Here is a 23,499-nt window from a genome sequence, read left to right as displayed (position 1 = left end):
CCTCTACCCACAGTTTATGGTTATTTCGATAATGATGTAAGGTGTGCTGTCCTTTGAACAGTTTTTTGCCACCAAAAACCACACTTTTTGTATTATTTCTTAAAGATTTAAGTTGTTTTTGAAGTCGATCTAAACGGAATTCCAATCGACCTAATCGGTTCTTAAGGGCTTCTATTTGGATATCTAAATAGTGATGTTCAAATTGATATGCATGATAGTAAATATCCGTTTTCTTTTTGAACTCTACGACAAAAAAGTTTCCTTTTTGTTGTTCCCGGGAGGTTTTAGTAAAGGATGGTTTTCCTTTGATGAACGAGCGTTTGATTTTGGTTAGCGTGGTGACTCTACTTTTTGTCACTTTGATTTTCTTTTTGACGGATTTGATTTGTTCTTCCTTCGTAGAAATGTACATTTTCTTCAGTTCACTTTGAGATGCCATCAAAGCATTTGCTTCCTGAACAACTGAATTTGTGTAATAATCGTTCATTTCAAAACGATTTTTTACTGTTAAGTGAAGAGATATATCTCGCTTACTTTTCCCTGAACGCTTTTCTACCACTTGTGTTTGAAAAGCAAAATGTTTCGCGCGATTAAACAAAAGAAGGGAGTGGAAAATGGCATCTATACATACTTTAGGCAACGTATTTTTATAGATTCTTTTTGAAAAATAAGCCCTTTTCATTTCTCACCCACCTCCAGAACATACATTCGATAAGGTTAGTATAACAAAAAAATGATCTCATTTACCATATTTGAGCAAAAATATTTTTAAAAGAAAAAAAGAGCCATTCATCCCCCACTTATCCGCTATCTCGTCTTGAAGATGGAGGTCTTCTGACTAAAAAAGATAAAAGTACGGCACTTTCTTTTGAATTCTCGAACTTTCTTTTTTGAACCATTATCAAAATGCCATTTTTTTATTTTGAAATTGTCCTCCAATACTCTTTTGGTTATAAATCTATCATAAAAAACGGATACCCTCCTTCGCAATGTCTCAAAATTGAACATTTAAAATCTTGTACCTATAAATCAATGTTGATTATCGTTTTAATTAACATGTTTATCTTAATAACCAATATTATAAATTTTTAATAATTATATTTTATGCTATATAATATTTAGAATTGGAAATTATGGTTAATTTTGTTTATACATAAAAAAATAAGCAGTCGATCTGAACATCAACTGCTTACCTCGTGTTTTAGATTAGAATTTAGATTGATAATTTGTTAATTCCCAAGTGTGTACAGCTGTGCGGTAACTATCCCATTCTTCTTTTTTCGCGGCAACATATTCACTGAATACATGCTCACCAAGAGTTTTCCGACCAATTTCTCCATTTTCTAATTCGTTGACAGCTTCAACTAAGCTACCAGGAAGATTATCAATACCTAATTCAGCACGACGCTCTTCTGTCATATGGAAAATATCTTCATTGATCGCTGCTTGTGCTTGTAAACCTTTTTCAATTCCATCAAGACCTGCTGATGCAATAACAGCAAACGTTAAGTATGGATTTGCTGATGGGTCTGGACAACGAAGTTCAACGCGAGTTGCCATTCCTTTTTTAGCTGGAATACGAATTAACGCCGAACGGTTCGATGCTGACCAAGCGATATAACAAGGTGCTTCATATCCTGGTACTAGACGCTTATAAGAGTTTACTAGTGGATTAGTAATCGCTGTAAAGCTTTTTACGTTTTCTACTAAACCAGCAATAAATTGGTAAGCTTCTTGTGATAATTGTAAATCATCTGTTGGATCATAGAATGCATTTTCTCCATCTTTAAAGAATGACATATTTACATGCATACCTGAACCATTAATTCCGAATACTGGTTTCGGCATAAACGTCGCATGTAAGCCAAATTTCTGCGCAATTGTTTTAACAACCCATTTATACGTTGTTGACATGTCTGCTGCACCAAGAGCATCTGCATATTTAAAGTTAATTTCATGTTGTCCTTCAGCTACTTCGTGGTGTGATGCTTCAATAATAAAGCCCATTGCTTTTAAAGCACGGTAAATTTCTAAACGAACACGTTCTCCAAAATCCTTAGGTGAAGGCTCAAAGTATCCTGCATTATCGCCTAATTCCATTGTTGGATTTCCATTTTCGTCTGCTTTAAACAAAAAGAATTCTAATTCTGGACCAACTGAGATCGAATAGCCTTTATCAGCAGCACGTTCTACCGTTCTTTTTAAAACGTTACGAGTATCACCTTCAAAAGGAGTTCCATCTGGGTTTGCTGCGGAACATAGGAAACGTGCTTCTGAATACCCCTCTTCAATTGTCCAAGGTAACACTGCGAACGTTGAGTAATCTGGGATTAAATAAAGATCTGATTTATTAATAGGTGAAAAACCTTTTACAGATGAACCATCAAACATTTGCTTTCCTTCTATTACATCATCAAATTGATCAACAGTAACTGTAATACTTTTTAAAATACCTTCTATGTCTACAAATTGTAAATGAATTAACTCTACGTTTTTCAACTGAATAATCTCTTTTATATCTACAAGAATTTCTGCATCATTTTTCTCTTTTGAAATAACCGCTTCAGCCATGTAATAAAACCTCTCATTCGATGTCTTTTTTTATAACATGGGTTTATTATATTTAAATGATGTAAATTTGACAAGTGTTTTCTAGTAAATTTTCTGTATTTTTATACTCCTTTTATAGTGAGCGCTTTCATCATAAATAATTATCCTCCCATCGATTCTTGGACCTTTTTGAATGTAAATTCCGTTAGTCATACAAATGAACAGCTCCCTATTCCGTTCATTCTCATCAATCTAAGTTTCTAGTAACTTCAATAATATGAACATATACTAACGATCAAACAGGAAGAAATATGAAAATGTACTTCTTCTTTTAATTGAACATGCACAAAATAATTACCTCCATAGTTAAATAAGGGAAGCATAAATCTTTGACATTCCTTTTACCGTTTATGTAAGATTAAACCGAATCTTACATATTGAAAGGAGCCAGAATAAATTGGCACAATCATTAGTTGGCAAAGTTGCTCTCGTAACTGGGGCAGGAAAAGGGATTGGACGCGCAACAGCCATCGCATTAGCAAAAGAAGGTGTGAACGTTGGCTTAATAGCACGTACTGGATCAGATTTAATCAATCTTGCGAAAGAAATTGAAGAGATTGGTGTAAACGTGGCTTATGCAACAGCTGATGTTTCTTCAATCGAACAAGTAAATGAAGCCGTTGAAAGCCTTAAAAACAAGCTCGGTCCTGTTGACATACTTATAAATAATGCTGGAACTGGGAAATTCGGAAAATTCCTTGAACTTGAACCAGAAGAGTGGAAACAGATTATTGATATAAACTTAATGGGCGTTTACTACGTAACTCGTGCTGTTCTTCCGCAACTTATTGAAAAAAATGGCGGGGACATTATCAATATCTCCTCTACTGCTGGCCAAAAAGGTGCTCCTGTTACAAGTGCATATAGCGCTTCTAAATTCGGTGTTCTTGGACTAACCGAATCATTGGCTTTAGAGGTTCGCAAACATAATATCCGTGTTACGGCCCTTACTCCAAGCACTGTTGCAACTGATTTAGCATTTAAGGAAAACTTAACTGATGGAAATCCAGAGAAAGTAATGCAACCAGAAGACTTAGCAGAATTTATGATTGCTCAATTGAAATTACACCCACGTATTTTCATTAAGTCTGCCGGACTTTGGTCAACAAATCCTTAAGACCGAATGAAACCAGCCTTCATCTTTGAAGTGCTGGTTCTTCTATTCTTTTTCATTCCCCCTCCCTCTTGTTGAACCAAACTCTTCCCCTTCAACCTTCCGCATTTCACTTCATGGAACTTTTTCACTATTTTGATTATTATTGTAGACTTATTGGAAATAATAACATATAATGCAATTAACAATTAACAATTTGTTAATTGATAAAACCAAATGATTATAGGAGCGCAGCATCATGTCAAATAAAGAAGCCTTAGAACAATATGATCGAAAACAATATCGCACTCCTGATGGGTATACTTCTGACATCGCTGTTTTTACCATCCTCTCCTCTAAAATAGGAGAATTTAAGCCACCTCAGATGAGTTTAATGCTGATGCTAATAAAAAGAGCCCAACTAAACGCTGAGGGCCATACCAATATTGAAGCTGGTAAATGGGCATTACCAGGTGGATTCGTGCAGCCGGATGAATCAGCATTAGATGCCGCTAGAAGAGAACTTGAAGAAGAAACAAGTGTTAAATGCCTCCATGTTAAGCATTTTGGGGTATATGACAAGCCAGGTAGAGACCCTCGTGGGTGGATTATCTCAAACGCACATTATGCCATTGTTTCAGAACATGAACTTTCAAAACGAAAAGCAAATGATGATGCTGATGACGTAAAGTTATTTTCAATTGATGACGTGCTAAATCTCAACTTAGCGTTTGACCACCACAAAATCATTGGAGACGCAATCGAAGTCATTAAACATGATTTACTCCACACAATCGTAGCAAAAAGCTTTTTACAGGAACAATTTACGTATTCTGAATTACAAGCTGTATTAAAAACTGTAACAAACGATCCTGCTGTTACAAGTGAACAAGCATTTTCAAGAAAAATTAAGACTCTTCCCTTTATTGAAGAGGTTTCTGGGCAAAAAACACAACGAACATCGAAAACCCCTACTCAGCTTTATCGCTTTGCTGATGAAATGAATATTGTCAGACCTATTTATACGGCAAGATATTAAGTCTATATGCTTAATGGTTGTTAAGTACTTTAATTATTTAGGAGGCCGTTATAATGAAAAGAGCATTAATTAATGTTGATTACACGATTGATTTTGTTGCTGAAGATGGTGCGTTAACATGCGGTAAGCCTGGGCAGGATATTGAAAAAGAGATTGTTCAACTTACGAAAGATTTTATTTCAAATGAAGATTATGTCGTGTTTGCTATTGATATTCATGATGAAGATGACTCTCTTCATCCAGAAACTAAGTTGTTCCCACCTCACAATCTTAGTGGTACCGAGGGAAGAAACCTGTATGGTGAGCTACAAAATGTTTTTGAAAAGAATAAATTGAAAGAGAACGTCTATTGGATCGATAAAACGCGGTACAGTGCGTTTGCAGGTACTAATCTTGAAATAAAATTACGAGAACGTGGAATTACAGAGGTACATCTCGTTGGTGTTTGTACTGATATTTGCGTCTTGCATACCGCTGTTGACGCATATAACAAAGGGTTTACAATCGTCATTCATGAAAATGCGGTTGCAAGCTTTAACGCCGAAGGCCATGATTGGGCTTTAAACCACTTTAAAAATTGTTTAAACGCGAAAGTCGTATAATCCCGGTCTACTTCTCGTCCTTAATGATAAAAAAATGACAATTAATCAGGACGTACAATGAACATTAGATTTCTATACTGGAGGACATGATGATGAGTAACAGCTACAGTGATGATAGTTTAGCGCTTCATACAGATCTATATCAAATAAATATGACTGAATCTTATTGGGAAGATAATATCCACAATAAAAAAGCAGTATTTGAAGTATATTTTCGTAAGCTTCCCTTTGGGAATGGATATGCCGTTTTCGCAGGACTTGAAAGAATTATCCAATATTTAGAGAATTTCGCCTTTAGCGAATCTGATATTGCCTATTTACGTGATGAATTAGGCTACGACGATGATTTTTTAACCTATTTGAAAGCTCTCAAGTTTACAGGAAACGTTTATTCTGTCATTGAGGGCGAAATGGTATTTGGAAATGAACCGATTATTCGAATCGAAGCACCTTTAGCCGAGGCGCAATTAATTGAAACAGCTATTTTAAACATCGTGAATTATCAAACCTTAATTGCAACCAAAGCTGCACGAATTAAACAAGTAGCTGGCGAAGATACTGTAATGGAATTCGGAACACGACGTGCACAGGAAATGGACGCTGCCATTTGGGGTACGAGAGCCGCATATATTGGTGGCTTTGATGCCACTTCAAATGTCAGAGCTGGAAAGTTGTTTAATATACCAGTTTCTGGAACGCACGCCCACTCCTTCATTCAAGCATATAAAGACGAATATATCGCGTTTCATAAATATGCACGTCGTCATAAAGATTGTGTTTTTCTAGTTGACACATACGATACGTTAAAGTCAGGCGTTCCAAATGCAATCAAAGTTGCAAATGAATTAGGTGATAAAATTAACTTTATCGGCATTCGTCTTGATAGTGGTGATTTAGCTTACCTTTCAAAAGCAGCAAGAAAAATGCTAGATGATGCTGGTTACCATCATGCAAAAATTGTTGCCTCAAATGATTTGGATGAAGAAACCATCATGAACTTAAAATCGCAAGGTGCAAAAATAGATACTTGGGGAATAGGTACAAAACTAATTACGGCATTTGACCAGCCAGCATTAGGAGCAGTTTATAAACTCGTTTCAATTGAAGATGAAGATGGGCAAATGATTGATACCATTAAAATTAGCGGAAATCCAGAAAAGGTTTCAACACCGGGCTTGAAAAAGGTTTATCGCATTATCAACCGCTTAAATAATAAGTCTGAAGGAGATTATATTACCCTTCATGATGAATATCCTGAAAATGAAGATAAAATCAAAATGTTCCACCCTGTTCATACGTTCGTCAGTAAATTTGTCACCAATTTTGAAGCAAAAGAGCTTCATCATAAAATATTCGAAAATGGGAACCTTGTATACGATACACCAGCGATATCAAAGATGCAAACGTACACGATGGAAAACTTACACCTATTATGGGATGAATATAAGCGTGCGTTACATCCTGAAGATTACCCGGTTGATTTAAGTCAAGCATGCTGGGAAAACAAAATGAAAAATATTGAAGAAGTACAGCAGAAAGTTGCCGAGATGATTGCGGGTAGCAACAAATAACAACATTCTGTTTTTTAGCTAAGTCAGAAGGCGGCGAACTAGTTAAACTCCCATCTATGTACCACATAACTCCGTCGCTTAACGTTTTTATAATATCAGAATTTATAAGTTTAGGCTTCGAGAATTGTCTAGCTCCAGCGCCTAGCCCCTCGAGGTCATAAGCCAATCAGGAATTGAAGGTAAAAAACACCTTCTATTCCTGATCGTCTTATTTGCCCGAGGCTAATCAAGGCGCTTGCGCTTTTCTTAATCCTATTTTATGGGAGGGTAACTATGGGGAAAATCGGTATATATGGATCATCCTTCGATCCTATTACGAATGTTCATCTTTGGACCGCTAGCACAATCCTCCAACGCTGCAAGCTGGATAAAGTTATTTTCTTACCCTGCTCTAGTAAGCGAAAAGATAAACAGATGCAGACAGAAGACAAACACCGCTTAACGATGGTTGAATTGGCAGTAGAAAATAATGATAAGTTCATAGTTGATGATTACGAAATGAAACAAAATGCTTGGAATATAACGACTTACGAAACATTAAAGCATTTTAAAAATAAATACAAAAATGATACGATCTATTTTATTATGGGTGCAGATTTATTAATCGATATTGGCCAATGTAAATGGGGTAACTCAGACCTTCTAATTCAAGAAAACAAATTCATCGTTATGGCAAGAGATGGGATAAATATGTTAAAAGCAATAAGCTCTTCACCAATTTTGCGAAATAATGATGATGGTGAAACATTTCATTTAATAGATAAAGGGCTTGCGATGGAAATTAGTTCAACTTATATTAGAGAAGAGCTTTCTTTAGGTGGCGAACCACGTTATCTCTTACCGGAATCCTGCTACAAATATATTAAAAATCAATCCTTATATACTTAGGAGGCAGATTACATGAGTATTCAAAAGCAAATCATGAGCGAACTACATGTAAAAGAATCGATCAATCCAAAACAAGAAATCCAGACACGCATTACATTTTTAAAAGAATACGTAAAGAAAACAGGAGCAAAAGGCTTTGTTTTAGGGATTAGTGGTGGCCAAGACTCTACCCTTACTGGCCGTCTTGCACAGCTCGCAGTTGAAGAATTACGAAATGAAGGTTATGAAGCAAAGTTTATCGCTGTTCGTCTTCCATATGGTATTCAAAAAGATGAAGATGATGCTCAGCTAGCTCTCTCATTTATTCAACCAGATGAAAGCTTTACGTTTGATATTTCTGGTACAGTTGATACATTCGCAAATCAATACAAAAGCACCGCTTCTGTTGCTCTCACCGATTTTAATAAAGGAAATGTAAAAGCTCGCGTTCGAATGATTACTCAATATGCATTTGGTGGCCAAAATGGATTATTAGTGATTGGAACAGATCATGCAGCTGAAGCGATTACTGGCTTCTTTACAAAATATGGTGACGGTGGCGCTGATCTCTTACCACTAACCGGTCTAACGAAGCGCCAAGGAAAAAGTCTATTACAAGCACTAAATGCTCCTGAACGACTATATCTAAAAATACCGACGGCAGATTTGCTTGATCACACTCCATTGCAAGCTGACGAAACCGAACTTGGGATCACGTACGATCAGTTAGATGACTATTTAGAGGGTAAGCAAGTTGATAAAGATGTAGCAGATAAGATTGAAAAACGGTATTCGGCTTCTCAGCATAAACGGGAATTACCAGCTAGTATGTTTGATACTTGGTGGAAGAATTAAGAAAACCTCCCTCTGGCCCCAGGGGAGGTTTTCTTCATCCCCTACTTACAACTAGCTGGACTTACCTTTATCTTATAACGGACAGTTCGCCCCTACTCTTAACTGCACAGCTTCCTTTGAATTTTAAGGTAGGGCTTTTACTGCCCGTTAAGAATGGGCTAAGGAGTTTATTTCCTTTTTTTAAAATATTTACAAAATATGCAGTCATCAATACGATCACCTATTTACTCTTAAAACAGCAACCGCCTTTAACAACCTTTCGTTTTGTTACAGTAGTTGAATCTACAGCTTTTCTATTCCTATTTATAATTATTGGACTACTTTTCTGACCTTCTCTTCGACTACTATATATACTCAAAATCAACATCTCCTTATCCAAGTTAGTTTATTATAAGTAATTCTTGATCAATGGTGTGGACAAATGATTCCTTTCTTTTAATAGAGCCTTCATTCGATTCTAAAGACAATTAAGCGACTTCCTTGTGTTCGGTGGTTTGCGATAGGCTAATAAAAACCTGCTTCTCATATGATCGTTTATAAAAACTGTATTTTTAGGGGAACTTTTGGGGAGTCGTTAAAATGAAGAAATTGGCATACTTCTTACAATTATTCTCCACATCATTTCAAGTAATTTTCCCTTCAGCCTTTTCTTAGCTCGACATTCTTTTTTTTCGACAACAGACTAGATTTCCTACGCTTGTTCTATTTGTGGAATCAGATTTTACTCTCGTCGATTTTTTTACGATATCACCTGTTTTCCCAACTCTCCTTTGGTTATCACTACTCATTTTTACATCCCCTTTGCTCATATACTCTATAATAAGTAGCTTGATCGTTATTTGTTTGGGCTAAACAAGTGGTTCCATTAAAAAAGGCAGTTCTTTATATGAGTTTTTTTGAATACGATAGCACTTTACAAGTGGATTTTTTGTTTTGTATGAAACAATGATCATTTTCACTTCCGAATCAGGGTGATTCAACAGATCAGTATATGAAGGAATGGGTGCAGTCGTAGGGTGTGAGTGATAGATAGCTAAGACCTTTTCTTCTCTCTTAGCAATAGATTGCAGAGTTTTATTTACAGTCTTTTCCCCAACAAAAAAACGGCGATCTGAGTTCAATTCATTCTTTAGTTTCCATATCGATTGAACAGTTTGATTCCTACCAGACAACAATCCACAGGCTTCATATGGCAATTGCGATTGTCCATGATTTACTAACTCTTCATAACAATATACAGGAAAAATCAATTTGTTATTTTCCATCATTTTTACCTCTTTGTAGAAATGAAAAAAAGGATAGTCTCTCTTCCTTCTTCTTTTCAGATTCACCGCCTGAAGAGATTTGCTGCGTTTTTTCAGGTTTATTAGGTGATTGTTCAGTCGAGTCATTTAATATACTACTCGCAGAACTTTCGTTTGTTTTGGATCGTTCTTCTTGAACTTGGTAGTCATGTTCCTTCTCTTTGAATTCAACATCGTTTACCCCTTGAGCATTGTCTGGATGATTATTCAAAGTAATCTTGTCATTTCCTTTGTTGTTTTTCTTTTTCGTGTCTTTTGACGGTTTTATTACTTGGTATTTTGATGAAACAGATGTCTTCATTTTATTTTGCTTTCGTACCCGTTCGATCTTAATCACTTCGGTTGGAGGAAATTGTCGGTATTGCTGAAGCGGATTTACTTGATTAGTTAGCATTTTTCTAGGCGGATGAATGGAAGAATCGATTGTTTTCGCGGTTTGAATCATATTCATAAGCTGTTTATAACCTGATGGTTGAAGTTTTGAAACTGTCACTTTTGGCTCATCCTCTACTACTTCTTCACGATGATGAATTTGATTCTTTAATTGTTCAATTTCCTTCTTCAGCTTGCTAATTTCAGTTAATTCTTCTGTTTTTGAAGATTGGTTATGTGCATTTATCAAGTTTTCTAATTTTAATAAAAGGTCCGGAAAGTTCAAATTGTTAACTGTATTTATTAATAATTTCACATCATCCTCTAATTGTCCCAACGATTCTTTAACCGATTCTACTTGGACAGAGATGATTTCAGCTCTTTTTTCATACTCATCTATTTGAAAATCCCGTGTTTCCTTCATCTTTTTCACTTCACCTTCTAGTGTGAAAACCTGCTTTTTAATCGCTTTATCTTCATTTTTCATTAGTAGGTAATCCTCAACCACATCACCGGCCTTTATTGTTTCTAACGTTTGTTTATACGTTGCGAGTTTTTGCTTTAACCGATCTATCTTTTCAGTGCTGGTCAACTTGGGATCTTCCATCACTTATCACCCTTTTTATACAAACTTATTCTTGTTAGTAATCGTTCATACATGGCAAAAACACAAATTAATAATCGATTACTTCGTGAAGAACCATTTTTACTACTATACATATGCTATAAGTGATAAGAAATTAATCCCAATTCGGAGGTGTTTGCTATATGCAAGCAAAAAGTTTAACAGGAGGACAGGAGCTCCTTTGTATTAACACAACGAAGGTATATGATTGGATTCTTAATGAAGCTACATTCGATTTAACATTTGTTGGTGAGGCTTTGCCGATTATTGGTGAAGATCCATTAACATGTGAAGAAATAACAGGACCAGTAACATGTGAAGTAACTGCAGGTCCAGCCGTTGCTGTTGGCCCCCGCGAGGACAGAGTGTTTGTCATCGATGGAACAGAAGTTACACTTCAGTTAGTAACAATCCGCAAAAATTTCACAGTAACATTTTTCTTCCCTACAGCAACTGGCACTGAAGAAGCTTCTTTTGATTTCTCACGTTGTGAACAGGTGTTTTTATGTGCACCAACTGGCACTGATATCTTAGTTAGTTATACTGATTTAGATTGTTTCATCTGTACGTTTGATTGTGATTTACTTTCTGATACATTTGATGCACAAGTTACAGTACGTCTATGCCAAAGTATTCAATCAACATTCCCTGTAACACTTGAAATCGTCGCAGACTTCTGCCAACCAAGAGATATCCTTCCAACTCCTGCTTGCCCATCACCTGTAATGCCACCACAATGCCCTGTATTATTCCCTGATAATGGTGATGACTCAGAGTAAGTGTGCATATGGTAAGAGAGAGGAGAATCTCCTCTCTCTTATTTTTTTCTAAGGAGTGCTATTCAATGGAGAAAAATAACACGGTGAAATTTCAAGAAAAGATAAAACAGCTTAATCAAGAGACAACATCTTACTTGAATGAAATAAAAAAATTAATTTCCTCTTCTTTTCAAAGTAATGAATTGAAAATACTGAGCTATTTCACCTATACAACAAACATTTCACACGAAAAAGAATCTGAAAGCCTGATCATTGGAACTTATCATATTCATAATATTGGAAATATCCCCATTAACAAACCTTATATTTGCCTAAAACTGTCCCAAGATTCCCCTTTTCATTTTTCTGGAAAATATATCAATAAAAATACAACACTTGCCATGCAAACAAATGACGTATGGGAACGATTAAACGATCACACAAATAAAGAAGAATATTGGTTAAAACCGGTCGGGAAAGAATCGGTTTCACCTGCTCAAATCATTTCGTTTTCAAACTTTCAGGCTAAGTGGATTCCGAGTGAACCATACACTGGAAGCATCATGGGATTTACCTATTGTGATGAATTTAATGATGGTATTCCTGCAATCAATCAAATAAATTTGAGTGGAAATTAACATAAAATGGGGTGGGGAAAATAGAAACAAATGATAATCAAGACCAAGAATCCCTTTTAAAGCAAATAACGAGTAAATATATTCAAGAACAGCTTGAAAAACTTAATAATACGGAAAAGGATAATAACAGTTCTATTTATTTGGAAAGTGATACATTAAACATGTTGATGGTTTACTTATTAATGAAAAAGGAAGCTCGAAATAACGATAAAACAGCAAATAGAAATGAAAGTGAATTAGTTCCTGATGAGTTGATCGAAGCATTGGATTCTATCATTGTTACTAACCAAAAAAGCTTTAATGAGATTATTAGTCTCTTAAAAAAGGAAACTTAACAACGAGTAAAGTAGCGTTTCATGTTGGGTATTGAATACCCTAGAGTAGGGAGGAAGGAAAATGAATTCTAAGGTGAGTAAGATGAAGGATCCTACCCAACTTCAACAAAAAATTATTTTTTTCAAAGCAGAACTTGCTAAATACAAAGCCAAAATAGAAGACTATGAGAACAACTACCACTACTCCCAATTAAAATTACTAAAACAAGAAAACCTGAAATTAAAGGAAGAAAAAGAGCTTAATGCATCTCTTTTAAATAAAAATAACGATATCGAAAAGCTGACAAATGCCATTACAAATTATCAAGAAATAATCTCTACGTTTGAGGAGAATCAAGAGAATGATAGAATAAAAATTAGGAATATGAATAAGGCTATTCTCTCTCTTCATACTCGATTAACGCTAAAACAAACTGATATTGAAAATGTAGAGACTAAAAATATGAATTTACAGACAGAAAATCATAAACAAAAGGAATTAATTAGTCATTACCAAACTATGAATAAGGATTTATCCATTCAAATCGAGCAATTACATAAAGATATCCAAACTTACAAGGATGAAAAAAAGGAATTTGAGAAAATTTCAAATAATTTAAAGGATAAAAACAGAAAATTAGATACCTACATTACAGAGATCGAACGTAAACAACAGGCCGATAAACAACTTCACCAAGAGCAAAATGAGCAGATTAACCAACTGCAAAACGACCTACAACATCTCACGAATAGAAAAGAAGAACTTAAGAAAGAAAATCTTGACTTGCTGGAAGAAATCTCGAACCTAAAGTCAGTACTCGAAAAACTTGAAAAGACCGAAAATATGCGCTCAATAAAATTCAATAATCTTCAAAGTCAATTAGGTCATTATCAGAAAAAACTAGAAGAAGCACAGACCGTACAACAGCAATTCGAAAAATTAAATACGAACCTCCAAAAAGAAAGCAGCTCTCTCCTCTCTAAAAATCATAACTTACACCAAAAGGTAGAAGTAAACGATAAACATATGAAAGAATTAAATGAAAAAATACAAGAATTACAGAAAGTTAATCGAAGGAACCTCACATTAATAGACACGTATAATTGGTTCAAAGATGAAATAATTCACTTAAAAAGGAATCAAGATGGGATCATTAATAAAATTGGAAAGATACAAATAGATATTAGTTCATTTAGTTCAATCATTTCTCTACTTACTAACGAGAATAATCAATTTTCTACCCTGACCTTATTAGAGCAGCAATTTAAAGAAATCTTAGAGCATTCGTTTGATTATGAAGAGAAATTAGATTCAAAATCTCTTCTTATTAATGAACTTGAGAATAAACTAGAGGATTTTACGAACGAAATAGAAAGTCTTCAAAACAATATATATCAGAAAAAAAGTCACCCAAAAAAGAAACGATCTGAATGACTAATTAAGTTCTATATATTTTTAATACTGACTTAGATCGCCTTCATTAATCACCGTGAGATGAAGATTTCATCCAAATTTTCATTTGTCTCACAATTTCCGTAGCTGGTGACTCTAATACATCGTAAGGATTATCATAATTCTTTTTTTGTTCACTTATTATATTTTTTAGATTCTTCTCAATCAATGTAATAATATAAGGAACGTTATATACATTACTTCCTTGTTCCCGATTTTGTTGACGTTTTCCTATATTTAGAAATGGAAGATTGAAAAATGGTGCTTCAATAACTCCACTACTGCTATTTCCAATCATTACATGAACTTCTGAAAGTAAAAACAAATATTCGTTTGGTGGAAGTGATTCAAAATACTTTACATGCTTATTGAGATTACTAAATTCTTTAATTGATTTTCTAAAAACCTCTCCACCCGCATCGCTATTTGAACCTAGAATAATAATGTCAATGTTATGAATCCCTTCTAAAGCTGTTATGACCGAATCCACCTGTTCTTTATAAGAGATTATTTCTTTTGAATCAGGATGCATAACAAATAAAATCGTCTTTTTAGTCGAGGATAAGTTGTATTTCCGTTTTAAGTATTCCTTATATTCTTGATCCATTGATTTTATAAAATTAACATCATGTTTTCTCAGAGAACCTGTAACAAAAATACTTGAATCCTCCACTCCCATATTTATTAAATTGTTTTTAGAACGATTTGTTGATACAAAGTGAAAATTAGATAACTGTGAAATAGCATGCCTAATAGCATCATCTGCAGACCCTGACCTTTCACCTCCATGCAAGTGAAAGGTTACTATGTTTTGATAATGAGCGGCAATTGCGGCAGCTATCATTTCACCTCGATCTCCTAGTAGTAGGATACCGTCTGGTTTAGATTGTTCAAGAATATTTGCAAAATACATAATAGCTATTCCCACAGATTGTGACATTGCATAAGTTGAATCACCTTTAAACAAAATAGATGGTGCATCAACAATCTCAAAGGAATCCTTACGTATCTCATCAATGGTATATCCATACTCATTTAATAAATGCATACCTGTTACTACAAGCTTCAAATCAAATAAATTGTCTTTCTCTATTTCAAATAAAAGTGATCGGTAAATCCCAAAATCCGCCCTTGTACCAGAAAAACAGATAATTGTTTTTTTATCCATTTATTCCCCTCAGGCTCCCCCCTTTTATATCCTTCCATGTTAAAGGCTCTCCTTTGTTCTTATTGCCAACTATTATTTTTCCAATTACTTCTTGATAATGACAAGCTTCAATACCAGCCACTGGGCGGAGATAGTCTAAATCATTAGATGTTATTACATGACCTTTCGTTAAATCTTGTGCAGCATAAATTCCTCTTCGGACAACCTCTTTTGTTTTAATTTCTACAGGTGTCACTTGTTTCATATTAGTTCCCATTGCCTTCTCTATTTTCCTAATTCCTTCCACCATTTGTTTGAATTCATTTGGGATTAATGAAGCTTCATGGTCTGGGCCTTTTAAATTTCGATCAAGGGTAAAATGCTTTTCAAGGATTTTATACCCCAAAGTTGCAGCTGCGAAAGGTATTTCTAAACCCATTGAATGATCAGAGTAACCAATAAGGCAGTTAAATTCTTCCTTTAATTGTTCAATTACACGTAAATGAAGATCTTCGTAAGGAGCTGGATAAGCTGATGTACAATGAAGCAATGCATATGCGACATCACCAGGTATAAAATCAACTGTTGCTTTTATTTCCCTTAGAGTCGACATTCCAGTTGAGATAATCAAAGGCTTTTTATAGGAAGCAATCTGGGAAAGTAAGGGAAAGTGAGTCAGATCACCGCTCCCTATCTTAAAAGCTTCTACACCTATTTCTACTAGAAAATCCGCACTTTGTAAGTCAAAGGGGGTAGATAGAAACAGGATATCTACAGAATCACAGTATTCTTTAAGCTCTACAAACTCCTGCTTGCTTAACTGATATTGCTGCAGCATTTCCTTTTGAGTTTTAAAACTACTTTTCTTTTGATAATCAGCTAATTCACTAGTAGCAGTCACTAAACTTTCCGCTTGATATGTTTGAAATTTTACCGCATCCGCTCCTGCATCTTTTGCCAACTCTATCAGTTGTTTTGCCAATTTGATTGAACCATTATGATTCACTCCGATTTCAGCTATAATGAATACTTCACCATCAGGAGTAATTGTTTTTCTCCCTAAATTAAATTCCATTTCTTACCTCCTCTGAACAGGATAAAACTGACAACTTTCTAAAAGTCTTATTTTACAGATTTAAACTATTTTTTTTAGGGTTTGAATAACAAAAGTTTGCTCCTCTAGAGTTAAATTGGTATAAAAAGGAATCGCTAACGTACGTTCTGACATTTCTTCACTAAGAGGAAAATTACCCAATTGAGAGCCAAACTTTTTTTGAAAACTAGGCTGCAAATGGATTGATGGAAAATATGGCTTTGACTGAACTCCCTGACTTGAAAGATGATTAATTATTAGATTTCTATTAACACCCTTAGGAAGAATGATGATAAAAACAAACCAACTTATTCTGCAGTCATTTACTATTTTGGGGATTAATACAGGAAGATTAAATTTTCCAATTAATTGTAAATAGCGATTAGCTACTTGTTCTCTTTTTTGAAGGATTTCATCAAGTCGTTCCATTTGTCCAAGCCCAACAGCAGCCTGCAATTCGGACATTCGATAGTTATAACCGATATATTCATGATCTAACCATTCATTTGTTAGACTTCTCCCTTGATTACGTAAAGCTTTTGCCATTTCAAAAATATTCTTATGATTTGTAACAAGTATTCCACCTTCACCAGTAGTGATTTGTTTATTTGGATAAAAAGCAAATACACCAACATCACCTATTAGACCTACAGGCGTTCCTTTCCATTCGGCTCCAATAGCTTCGCAAGAATCTTCAATTACGGATAATTGGTATTTGTTTGCTAGCTTCATAATTTCATCCATATTACACGGTTGACCAAATATATGCACAGCCAAAATTGCTTTTGTCTTTGAAGTGATCGTGCCTTCAATCAACGAGGTATTTAAATTAAGGGTCAAAGGGTCAATATCAACAAATACAGGCTTTACTCCCTCGTACACTAAACAATTACCTGATGCTATGAAACTATAAGGAGTTGTAATAACTTCATCACCCGCTTTTAAACCAAGTGATTTTACTGCGACATGCAATGCACTGGTCCCACTATTCATTGCTACAGCATAACGTGCTTCAAAACGATCCCTAAACTGTTTTTCGAAAAGGTCTGTTTTAATCCCCATACTTAACTGTCCTGAATCTAGGACTTCATTGACGTATGTTTTTTCTATGTTAGTGATATCAGGTCTAGACAAGGGAATAATCATATGCAATCTAATCCTTTCTGATTACCAAAAGGCTTATTTTCAAAAATTTCTTCCTCATTATGTAATGTATTAAACCAATGGATGTCCTAGACCCTTATCATTTTCACCCTGAACTTTTCTCATTTTTCTATTTGAACTTTGGTTTCAATAACTAACCAAAAACATTAAAAACCCTATACCAACTAAGATGGGTGAGGACTAGATAAAATAATGATTTTTCATCATCTCTACTAGCCCGACTTGTATTAAACCATTGAAAATAGACCCCTGACTGTATCATCCCCTCCTTAACATTCATATCCTAACTATTGAGTACCTTAAACGAATAGAGGTGGAAATCTTTTGGTTGACCAAACAAAGTTGAAAAATTATTTCAAAGATCAAAATATATTAGTAACTGGGGGGACCGGTTCTATTGGACAATGTATTGTTTCTTCTTTAATAGACTTTCAACCTAAAAAAATCATTATTTTCAGTAAAGACGATAGTAAACAATATTTAATGAAGCAACAGTATCATAAACATAAGAATATTTTCTTCCATTTAGGAAATATCCGAGAATATGAATCTGTAGAATATGTAACTAGAGGAATAGACTTAGTGTTTCATGTTGCTGCATTAAAACAAGTTCCTGTTTGTGAAGATCATCCATTCGAAGCTGTTAAAACAAATGTAATTGGAAGTGAAAATGTCATTAAAGCCTGTATTCTCAATAAGGTGAAAAAAGTAGTTAATATTAGTACTGATAAAGCTGTAAATCCAACGAATACGATGGGAGCAACTAAATTAATTTCTGAAAAATTATTTAATAATGCAAATTCAATGTTAAATAATTATCACACAAAGTTTTGCTCAGTTCGTTTTGGAAATGTTTTAAATTCTAGGGGATCAGTCATACCGTTATTTATGAATCAAGCCAGATCTGGAAATGCATTGACAGTAACAAATCCCATGATGACCAGATTTATCATGTCTATTTCTGACGCAGCCCAACTGACATTAAAATCAGCCTTTTATTCAAATGGTGGGGAAACCTTCATTTTTAAGATGAAATCATTAAACATTCTTACTTTAGCAGAATCAATTCAGAATTTTTTTGAGAAAAAAGGGTTAACTGCTCCAACGATTAAACAGATTGGAATAAGACCAGGAGAAAAGCTTTATGAAGAACTCATATATGCTCATGAATTTGAACACATTGTAGAAGATGATGAACTATATGTAATCTTACCAAAGTCAGGTATTGACTTTTTTCATTTTAAGTACAATTCGAATCCTTTCTATCGTTCTGATCAAGTAGAGTTAATGAAGGAAGATGACATCGTTAACATACTAACAAAGCTGGAACAGGGAGTGTTGTGATCATTAGTGCAACAAAAAAACAAAATTATTTGGTTGTTTACCCTTGAATTTTTGGAGATTTTTTCAAATATTTATTATGACTTAATGCCAATTTCAATACCACTATTAAGAGATTTTCAAAAATATGTGGAACGACAGTATCATGTTGCTTACTTAGAGAAAAAGAATACAAAACTCAATCTAAACATTCAAAAAGCATGCGATCCTTATTTAATAAATAATAATCACTATAAGAAGACCGGAGAATATTTATTAGTCAGGTCTGATCTCTACTCTTTGACTTCGACCTTAAAGAAAAAATGCATTTATTTAGCGCATCACCAAAATGAATATAAAAAAATGTTCAGAAACAAACAATGCCGTCCATTGTATTTTTTACATGACCTACCTGAAAAAAACATGCCTATTTCAGATGAAAAACAGGTAACTAGTCAATTAAATCAAATATTCCGAAACCAAAATATACCAGCATTTTTTAAAAACAATTCATTTATTACCTGGATGAACAAAGAGGTTAAAAAGTTATTAGTAGTCATTCGCAAAGTTCATACTCTATTTGATAAATACTCGATCTCAAAAACATTATATGGTTCAACAATTAATCGACATGGTGCGTTAATTACTACATTTGCCCAAAGCAGAAATATAGAAACTATTAACTTTCAACATGGCATTTTGGGTGAACTTGGGCATCTTCCACTTAACGCGGATCTACATCTCGTTTGGGGAAAATCACACGAAGAATACCTTAAAACATATGGCGCGCCTTCTGAAAAAATGAAGATCGCACCACCACATTTTCCAAAAAGTGCAAAAATAGCTTATATTAAAAAATCACCAAAAGGAGATTATTTTCTAAAGACTAACGTCCCTTTTAATCAAATTAATATATTAGTGGCGCTACAACCTTTAGCAGAGAGTTTTAACAAAAAGATGATTCAAAACATTGAAGCAGCAGCAAATAAATTTTCAGGAAAGCTATTTATTCATTACAAGTTGCACCCAGATCAAAGTAGCAGAAGTTACAAAAACTTAGTAACCTCCACTAATTCCAAGCTTTACACACACGGTACTGTTTCTTTACAGGATTTAATAGATAAGTCGGCTTTGATTATTACCCCTTTTTCAACCGTTTCTTATGAAGCATTATTAGCTCAAAAACCAGTTGCGTTCTATTCAAAACCAAGGAACATATATTATTTACAAGGAAAACCATCATTTATTTTTAGCCTCGATGAAATTTATAAATTATTTTCTAATATCATATACAACCAGACTTTTCTATTTAAACTTTTCTCGCAAGTATCAATAAAAGATGAAATTTGTTTAGACAAAACTTTAAATCCTAGTCTATTAGAAAAAATTTTAAACTAGATAAATTTATATAAAAGGAGGATTCTTTCGTGAGTGATAATCAAAAAATAATTGCCCTAATTCCGGCAAGAGGTGGAAGTAAAACAATCCCCTATAAAAACATCAAATCTTTTTACGGAAAACCTCTTATAGCATGGACAATTGAAGTTGCAAAGCAAGTAACAGAAATAGATCGAATAATTGTTTCAACCGATGATGATCAGATAGCTGAAGTCGCTAGACAATATGGTGCAGAGATAATGAAGCGAGAAATTCATTTAGCATTAGACGATTCCATGCCGATAGACGTAATAAAAAATGTTCTAATGAAATTAAGATCTGAAGGTAATGACGCAAAATATATGCTCTATCTCGAACCAACTAGTCCACTGAGAACAAGTTCAGATTTACAACAATGTATAAAATTATTAACAGATCAAACAAACTTCTACAAATCAATAGCAAGCTATTGCGAAGCAGACCTTAATCCTCATCGTGCTTGGAGACTGAATAAAAACATTCCTGAAGTTTTTATTAAAGGAGCCGATCCCTGGCTTCCTCGGCAAAAACTGCCTAAAGCGTATCAATTAAACGGTGCAGTTTATGGATTTTCTATTGACTCCATTTTAAATGGTGCTCAAACCATTCTCCCACAACCTACAGGTTCAATTATTATGCAAAAGGAAAACTCTATCGATATTGATGACGAAGTTGATTTTATACTTGCGGAATTATTATTAAAAAGGAGATTAAACAATGAAAAAGCTTGAGGATTTATTTAATTTAAAGGGAAAAACAGCTTTAATCTCTGGAGGAGCGGGATATTTAGGAAACGAAATCAGTTATACATTAGCGGAATTAGGCGCCACTGTCATACTTGCGAGTCGTGACTTTGAAAAGTGCAAAAACAAATGTATTGAGATAAAGGAAAGATTAGGTCCTCATGCAGATGCCATACCAATGGAATTAAATTTAATGAACAAAGATTCTATTTCAGAAACGTTTACAGAAATTGAGGAAAAGTTTGGTGGCCTTGACATTCTTGTAAATAATGCCTGGTCAGGAAAGAAGAATTCATTTGAATCCATTTCAGATCAAGACTGGGAATACGATATAGCCATGAGCTTAAACTCCGTCTTTTATTGCATTAAGAAAGCTTTACCTGGATTAAAGCAAAAAAAAGGAATAATTCTTAATATTACCTCCATGTATGGTCATGTAGCTCCTGATTACAGAATTTATGACGGAATACAATTTACTAATCCACCAAGTTATGGGGCAGCAAAAGCTGGTGTGATACAATTCACGAAATATTTGGCAAGCTTCCTATCCCCTTATGATATCCGAGTCAATTGCCTAAGTCCTGGAGCATTCCCTCACGAAATTACACAACAAAACCAAACTTTTATAGATCAATTATCGGCAAAAAATCCGATGAATAGAATCGGTAAACCTCATGAAATAAAAGGAGCAGTAGCTTTACTTTGTTCTGATGCTTCTAGTTATATGACAGGACAACATCTCTGTGTAGATGGTGGTTGGTCCATATGGTAATAAAGGTGGGAATGATTGGATGTAACGAGGGTAATGGTCACCCTTTTTCCTTTTCTGCAATCATAAACGGTTACGAAAGCAAAGCTTTATTGTCATCAGGTTGGAAGGTAATTGATGACTATTTAAAAGAAAGGGATCCATCAGAGTTTGGATTCAATAATATAAAAGTGACTCATGCTTGGACACAGTGCCCTGAAATGACAGAAACACTCTGTCAAGCATGTCTTATTCCACATGCTATTAAAGACCTCACCGATATGTTAGATCAAGTAGATGCAATTATCATTGCACGTGATGATTTTGAAAATCACAAAAAATTTGCCATGCCTTTTTTAGAGAATGGGATTCCAGTTTTTATTGATAAACCCCTCTCCCTAGACGAAAATGAGTTACTTTATTTTAAACCTTTTCTTCAAAGTGGAAAATTAATGTCATGTTCGGCTATGCGATATGCAAAAGAAATAGATAAACTTCGTAACACTCTTTCAGAATATGGAGATATTCCTTTGATAAAATGTATAGGCCCTTTGTCTTGGGAAAAGTATGGAATACATTTACTTGAAAGCATATTGCCATTATTACCTTCAGAGCCTAAATCAATTCTCTCATTAAATGGTCAGCATGATTCAATGGTGATTACTATGGAAAATGATACTTTAATACAAATAAATACAATGAGTGATTTGAAGTTCTCAATTTTTTCACCAGTACCTTTTCAATTAGAACTTTGGGGAACCCAAAAGAACACCAACATTATATTGAATGATAATTTTTCTATGTTTAGAAGAATGCTTTGGCATTTCTTTCACTCCATAGATACAGGTAAACCTTCCATTCCCTATCATTCAACTCTTTCACTTATGCAACTATTGATTGCAGGACGAATTTCAAAACAAAATAACAGAAAGGTAATGATTAATGAAATCCGCATATAAAGAAATATTCAACTTAACTGGAAAGACAGCAATAGTTACAGGTGCTTTGGGTATATTAGGGAGAAACTTTTGTGCAGGATTAGCTGAATATGGGGCAAATGTAGTGGTCGTGGATTTAGATATCCACTCAACACAAAAATATGCTAAAGAATTATCAAAACAATTTCAAACGGATTGTCTTGGTTTAAGTTGTGATGTTTCATCGCCTGAGCAAGTAGAAAATATGGTTAAGCAAACTTTTAAAAAATATAACAGAATTGACATTTTACACAATAATGCAGCGACTAAAACAAACGATTTGAATGCATATTTTGCTCCATTTGAGGAGTATTCTTTAGAGCAATGGAAAAAAGTCATGTCTGTTAACATTGATGGAATGTTTTTAGTTGCTCAACACGTTGGTAAGGAAATGGTAAAACAAAAACATGGTGGGTCCATCATACAAACATCATCGATATATGGAATAATTGCTCCTGATCAAAGAATTTATAAGAACTCCTTTTACTTAGGCACGCATATTAATACTCCAGCAGTTTATTCTACTTCAAAAGCAGCAGTCTGGGGATTAACTAAATACCTTGCTACTTATTGGGCGGATAAAGGAATTCGAGTCAATATGTTAACACCTGGAGGGATAGAAAGTGGGCAAAATGAGGAGTTCAAGGAAAATTACGCCTCCCGTACTCCTTTGGGACGTATGGGAAATCCAGATGAATTAGTTGGTGCCTTGATATACTTAGCCTCAGATGCTTCTACTTATGTAACTGGTCAAAACTTTGTAGTTGATGGTGGTTTAAGTACTTGGTAA

Annotated in this window: 22 protein-coding genes and 1 pseudogene; 16 read left to right on the top strand and 7 right to left on the bottom strand. The window is 34.4% G+C overall.

Annotation, left to right across the window (positions count from 1 at the left end):
- Nucleotides 1-682, bottom strand: a pseudogene (locus K9V48_RS17490) (IS200/IS605 family accessory protein TnpB-related protein); the annotation flags it as partial.
- Nucleotides 683-1,206: 524 nt separating this feature from the next.
- Entirely contained in the window at nt 1,207-2,571 is a 1,365-nt protein-coding gene (gene glnA, locus K9V48_RS17485) for a type I glutamate--ammonia ligase (RefSeq protein ID WP_224140339.1), read from the bottom strand.
- 436 nt (nt 2,572-3,007) lie between these two features.
- On the opposite strand from glnA, the gene K9V48_RS17480 reads away from it, so the two are divergent.
- From K9V48_RS17480 to nadE, 6 genes are all read left to right on the top strand, one after another.
- Nucleotides 3,008-3,727 carry a 3-ketoacyl-ACP reductase gene (locus K9V48_RS17480; RefSeq protein ID WP_224140337.1) on the top strand — a complete coding sequence of 240 codons (720 nt, stop codon included), beginning with the start codon at nt 3,008-3,010 and terminating at the stop codon, nt 3,725-3,727.
- Between the two features lie 235 nt (nt 3,728-3,962).
- Complete coding sequence (locus tag K9V48_RS17475) at nt 3,963-4,742, top strand: NUDIX hydrolase (protein ID WP_224140335.1); 780 nt, start codon at nt 3,963-3,965, stop codon at nt 4,740-4,742.
- Between the two features lie 53 nt (nt 4,743-4,795).
- On the top strand, nt 4,796-5,344 hold the full coding sequence (locus K9V48_RS17470; protein WP_224140334.1) for a cysteine hydrolase family protein: 549 nt from the start codon (nt 4,796-4,798) through the stop codon (nt 5,342-5,344).
- A gap of 92 nt (nt 5,345-5,436) precedes the next feature.
- Complete coding sequence (locus K9V48_RS17465) at nt 5,437-6,915, top strand: nicotinate phosphoribosyltransferase (RefSeq protein ID WP_224140332.1); 1,479 nt, start codon at nt 5,437-5,439, stop codon at nt 6,913-6,915.
- 273 nt (nt 6,916-7,188) lie between these two features.
- Nucleotides 7,189-7,803: a nicotinate (nicotinamide) nucleotide adenylyltransferase gene (nadD, locus tag K9V48_RS17460; RefSeq protein ID WP_224140331.1), complete on the top strand. Its 615-nt coding sequence runs from the start codon at nt 7,189-7,191 to the stop codon at nt 7,801-7,803.
- Nucleotides 7,804-7,815: 12 nt separating this feature from the next.
- Nucleotides 7,816-8,637: an NAD(+) synthase gene (nadE, locus tag K9V48_RS17455; RefSeq protein ID WP_224140330.1), complete on the top strand. Its 822-nt coding sequence runs from the start codon at nt 7,816-7,818 to the stop codon at nt 8,635-8,637.
- A gap of 848 nt (nt 8,638-9,485) precedes the next feature.
- Here the strand turns inward: nadE and K9V48_RS17450 are convergent.
- Both K9V48_RS17450 and K9V48_RS17445 read right to left on the bottom strand, forming a co-directional pair.
- Nucleotides 9,486-9,902: a M67 family metallopeptidase gene (locus K9V48_RS17450; protein ID WP_224140329.1), complete on the bottom strand. Its 417-nt coding sequence runs from the start codon at nt 9,900-9,902 to the stop codon at nt 9,486-9,488.
- On the bottom strand, nt 9,892-10,920 hold the full coding sequence (locus K9V48_RS17445) for a hypothetical protein (RefSeq protein ID WP_224140327.1): 1,029 nt from the start codon (nt 10,918-10,920) through the stop codon (nt 9,892-9,894). The genes K9V48_RS17450 and K9V48_RS17445 overlap by 11 nt, the downstream gene beginning before the upstream one ends.
- Nucleotides 10,921-11,081: 161 nt before the next feature.
- Between K9V48_RS17445 and K9V48_RS17440 the strand changes: the two genes are divergently transcribed.
- From K9V48_RS17440 to K9V48_RS17425, 4 genes are all read left to right on the top strand, one after another.
- Entirely contained in the window at nt 11,082-11,717 is a 636-nt protein-coding gene (locus K9V48_RS17440) for a BMQ_0737 family morphogenetic spore coat protein (protein WP_224140326.1), read from the top strand.
- A gap of 65 nt (nt 11,718-11,782) precedes the next feature.
- Nucleotides 11,783-12,334 (top strand): hypothetical protein, encoded by a 552-nt coding sequence (locus K9V48_RS17435; protein WP_224140325.1) that lies wholly within the window; start codon nt 11,783-11,785, stop codon nt 12,332-12,334.
- Between the two features lie 11 nt (nt 12,335-12,345).
- Nucleotides 12,346-12,669, top strand: a complete 324-nt coding sequence (locus tag K9V48_RS17430) for a hypothetical protein (protein ID WP_224140324.1) — start codon at nt 12,346-12,348, stop codon at nt 12,667-12,669.
- Nucleotides 12,670-12,742: 73 nt separating this feature from the next.
- Nucleotides 12,743-14,083 (top strand): coiled-coil domain-containing protein, encoded by a 1,341-nt coding sequence (locus tag K9V48_RS17425; RefSeq protein ID WP_224140322.1) that lies wholly within the window; start codon nt 12,743-12,745, stop codon nt 14,081-14,083.
- Nucleotides 14,084-14,129: 46 nt separating this feature from the next.
- On the opposite strand, the gene neuC is transcribed toward K9V48_RS17425, so the two are convergent.
- The 3 genes from neuC to K9V48_RS17410 are packed head-to-tail and all read right to left on the bottom strand — an operon-like array spanning nt 14,130 to nt 17,487.
- On the bottom strand, nt 14,130-15,269 hold the full coding sequence (gene neuC / locus K9V48_RS17420; RefSeq protein WP_224140320.1) for a UDP-N-acetylglucosamine 2-epimerase: 1,140 nt from the start codon (nt 15,267-15,269) through the stop codon (nt 14,130-14,132).
- Entirely contained in the window at nt 15,262-16,323 is a 1,062-nt protein-coding gene (gene neuB, locus K9V48_RS17415) for an N-acetylneuraminate synthase (RefSeq protein ID WP_224140319.1), read from the bottom strand. Before neuB ends, neuC begins: the two co-directional genes overlap by 8 nt.
- Nucleotides 16,324-16,383: 60 nt before the next feature.
- Nucleotides 16,384-17,487, bottom strand: coding sequence for a DegT/DnrJ/EryC1/StrS family aminotransferase (locus tag K9V48_RS17410; protein ID WP_224140318.1), 1,104 nt, complete (start codon nt 17,485-17,487; stop codon nt 16,384-16,386).
- Between the two features lie 342 nt (nt 17,488-17,829).
- On the opposite strand from K9V48_RS17410, the gene K9V48_RS17405 reads away from it, so the two are divergent.
- The 6 genes from K9V48_RS17405 to K9V48_RS17380 are packed head-to-tail and all read left to right on the top strand — an operon-like array spanning nt 17,830 to nt 23,499.
- Nucleotides 17,830-18,849 carry a polysaccharide biosynthesis protein gene (locus K9V48_RS17405; RefSeq protein ID WP_224140316.1) on the top strand — a complete coding sequence of 340 codons (1,020 nt, stop codon included), beginning with the start codon at nt 17,830-17,832 and terminating at the stop codon, nt 18,847-18,849.
- 6 nt (nt 18,850-18,855) lie between these two features.
- Nucleotides 18,856-20,223 (top strand): CDP-glycerol glycerophosphotransferase family protein, encoded by a 1,368-nt coding sequence (locus K9V48_RS29440; RefSeq protein ID WP_224140314.1) that lies wholly within the window; start codon nt 18,856-18,858, stop codon nt 20,221-20,223.
- A gap of 29 nt (nt 20,224-20,252) precedes the next feature.
- Nucleotides 20,253-20,972: an acylneuraminate cytidylyltransferase family protein gene (locus K9V48_RS17395; protein WP_224140313.1), complete on the top strand. Its 720-nt coding sequence runs from the start codon at nt 20,253-20,255 to the stop codon at nt 20,970-20,972.
- The gene (locus K9V48_RS17390) at nt 20,959-21,756 is read left to right on the top strand and encodes an SDR family oxidoreductase (protein WP_224140312.1); all 798 of its coding nucleotides are present in this window, start codon (nt 20,959-20,961) and stop codon (nt 21,754-21,756) included. Before K9V48_RS17395 ends, K9V48_RS17390 begins: the two co-directional genes overlap by 14 nt.
- On the top strand, nt 21,750-22,691 hold the full coding sequence (locus tag K9V48_RS17385; RefSeq protein WP_224140310.1) for a Gfo/Idh/MocA family oxidoreductase: 942 nt from the start codon (nt 21,750-21,752) through the stop codon (nt 22,689-22,691). Before K9V48_RS17390 ends, K9V48_RS17385 begins: the two co-directional genes overlap by 7 nt.
- Nucleotides 22,675-23,499: an SDR family oxidoreductase gene (locus K9V48_RS17380; protein ID WP_224140309.1), complete on the top strand. Its 825-nt coding sequence runs from the start codon at nt 22,675-22,677 to the stop codon at nt 23,497-23,499. Before K9V48_RS17385 ends, K9V48_RS17380 begins: the two co-directional genes overlap by 17 nt.

This window comes from Metabacillus rhizolycopersici (genome assembly GCF_020075705.1).
Note: the sequence above shows the minus strand (reverse complement) of the source record. Positions and strands in the feature narration are given on the sequence as shown.

Coding starts and splice junctions, on each gene's coding strand:
- K9V48_RS17380 (WP_224140309.1), top strand. CDS start 22,675: ATGAAATCCGCATATAAAGAAATATTCAACTTAACTGGAAAGACAGCA.
- K9V48_RS17440 (WP_224140326.1), top strand. CDS start 11,082: ATGCAAGCAAAAAGTTTAACAGGAGGACAGGAGCTCCTTTGTATTAAC.
- neuC (WP_224140320.1), bottom strand. CDS start 15,269: ATGGATAAAAAAACAATTATCTGTTTTTCTGGTACAAGGGCGGATTTT.
- K9V48_RS17450 (WP_224140329.1), bottom strand. CDS start 9,902: ATGGAAAATAACAAATTGATTTTTCCTGTATATTGTTATGAAGAGTTA.
- neuB (WP_224140319.1), bottom strand. CDS start 16,323: ATGGAATTTAATTTAGGGAGAAAAACAATTACTCCTGATGGTGAAGTA.
- K9V48_RS17390 (WP_224140312.1), top strand. CDS start 20,959: ATGAAAAAGCTTGAGGATTTATTTAATTTAAAGGGAAAAACAGCTTTA.
- glnA (WP_224140339.1), bottom strand. CDS start 2,571: ATGGCTGAAGCGGTTATTTCAAAAGAGAAAAATGATGCAGAAATTCTT.
- nadD (WP_224140331.1), top strand. CDS start 7,189: ATGGGGAAAATCGGTATATATGGATCATCCTTCGATCCTATTACGAAT.
- K9V48_RS17475 (WP_224140335.1), top strand. CDS start 3,963: ATGTCAAATAAAGAAGCCTTAGAACAATATGATCGAAAACAATATCGC.
- K9V48_RS17385 (WP_224140310.1), top strand. CDS start 21,750: ATGGTAATAAAGGTGGGAATGATTGGATGTAACGAGGGTAATGGTCAC.
- K9V48_RS17435 (WP_224140325.1), top strand. CDS start 11,783: ATGGAGAAAAATAACACGGTGAAATTTCAAGAAAAGATAAAACAGCTT.
- K9V48_RS17465 (WP_224140332.1), top strand. CDS start 5,437: ATGAGTAACAGCTACAGTGATGATAGTTTAGCGCTTCATACAGATCTA.
- nadE (WP_224140330.1), top strand. CDS start 7,816: ATGAGTATTCAAAAGCAAATCATGAGCGAACTACATGTAAAAGAATCG.
- K9V48_RS17410 (WP_224140318.1), bottom strand. CDS start 17,487: ATGATTATTCCCTTGTCTAGACCTGATATCACTAACATAGAAAAAACA.
- K9V48_RS17445 (WP_224140327.1), bottom strand. CDS start 10,920: ATGGAAGATCCCAAGTTGACCAGCACTGAAAAGATAGATCGGTTAAAG.
- K9V48_RS17470 (WP_224140334.1), top strand. CDS start 4,796: ATGAAAAGAGCATTAATTAATGTTGATTACACGATTGATTTTGTTGCT.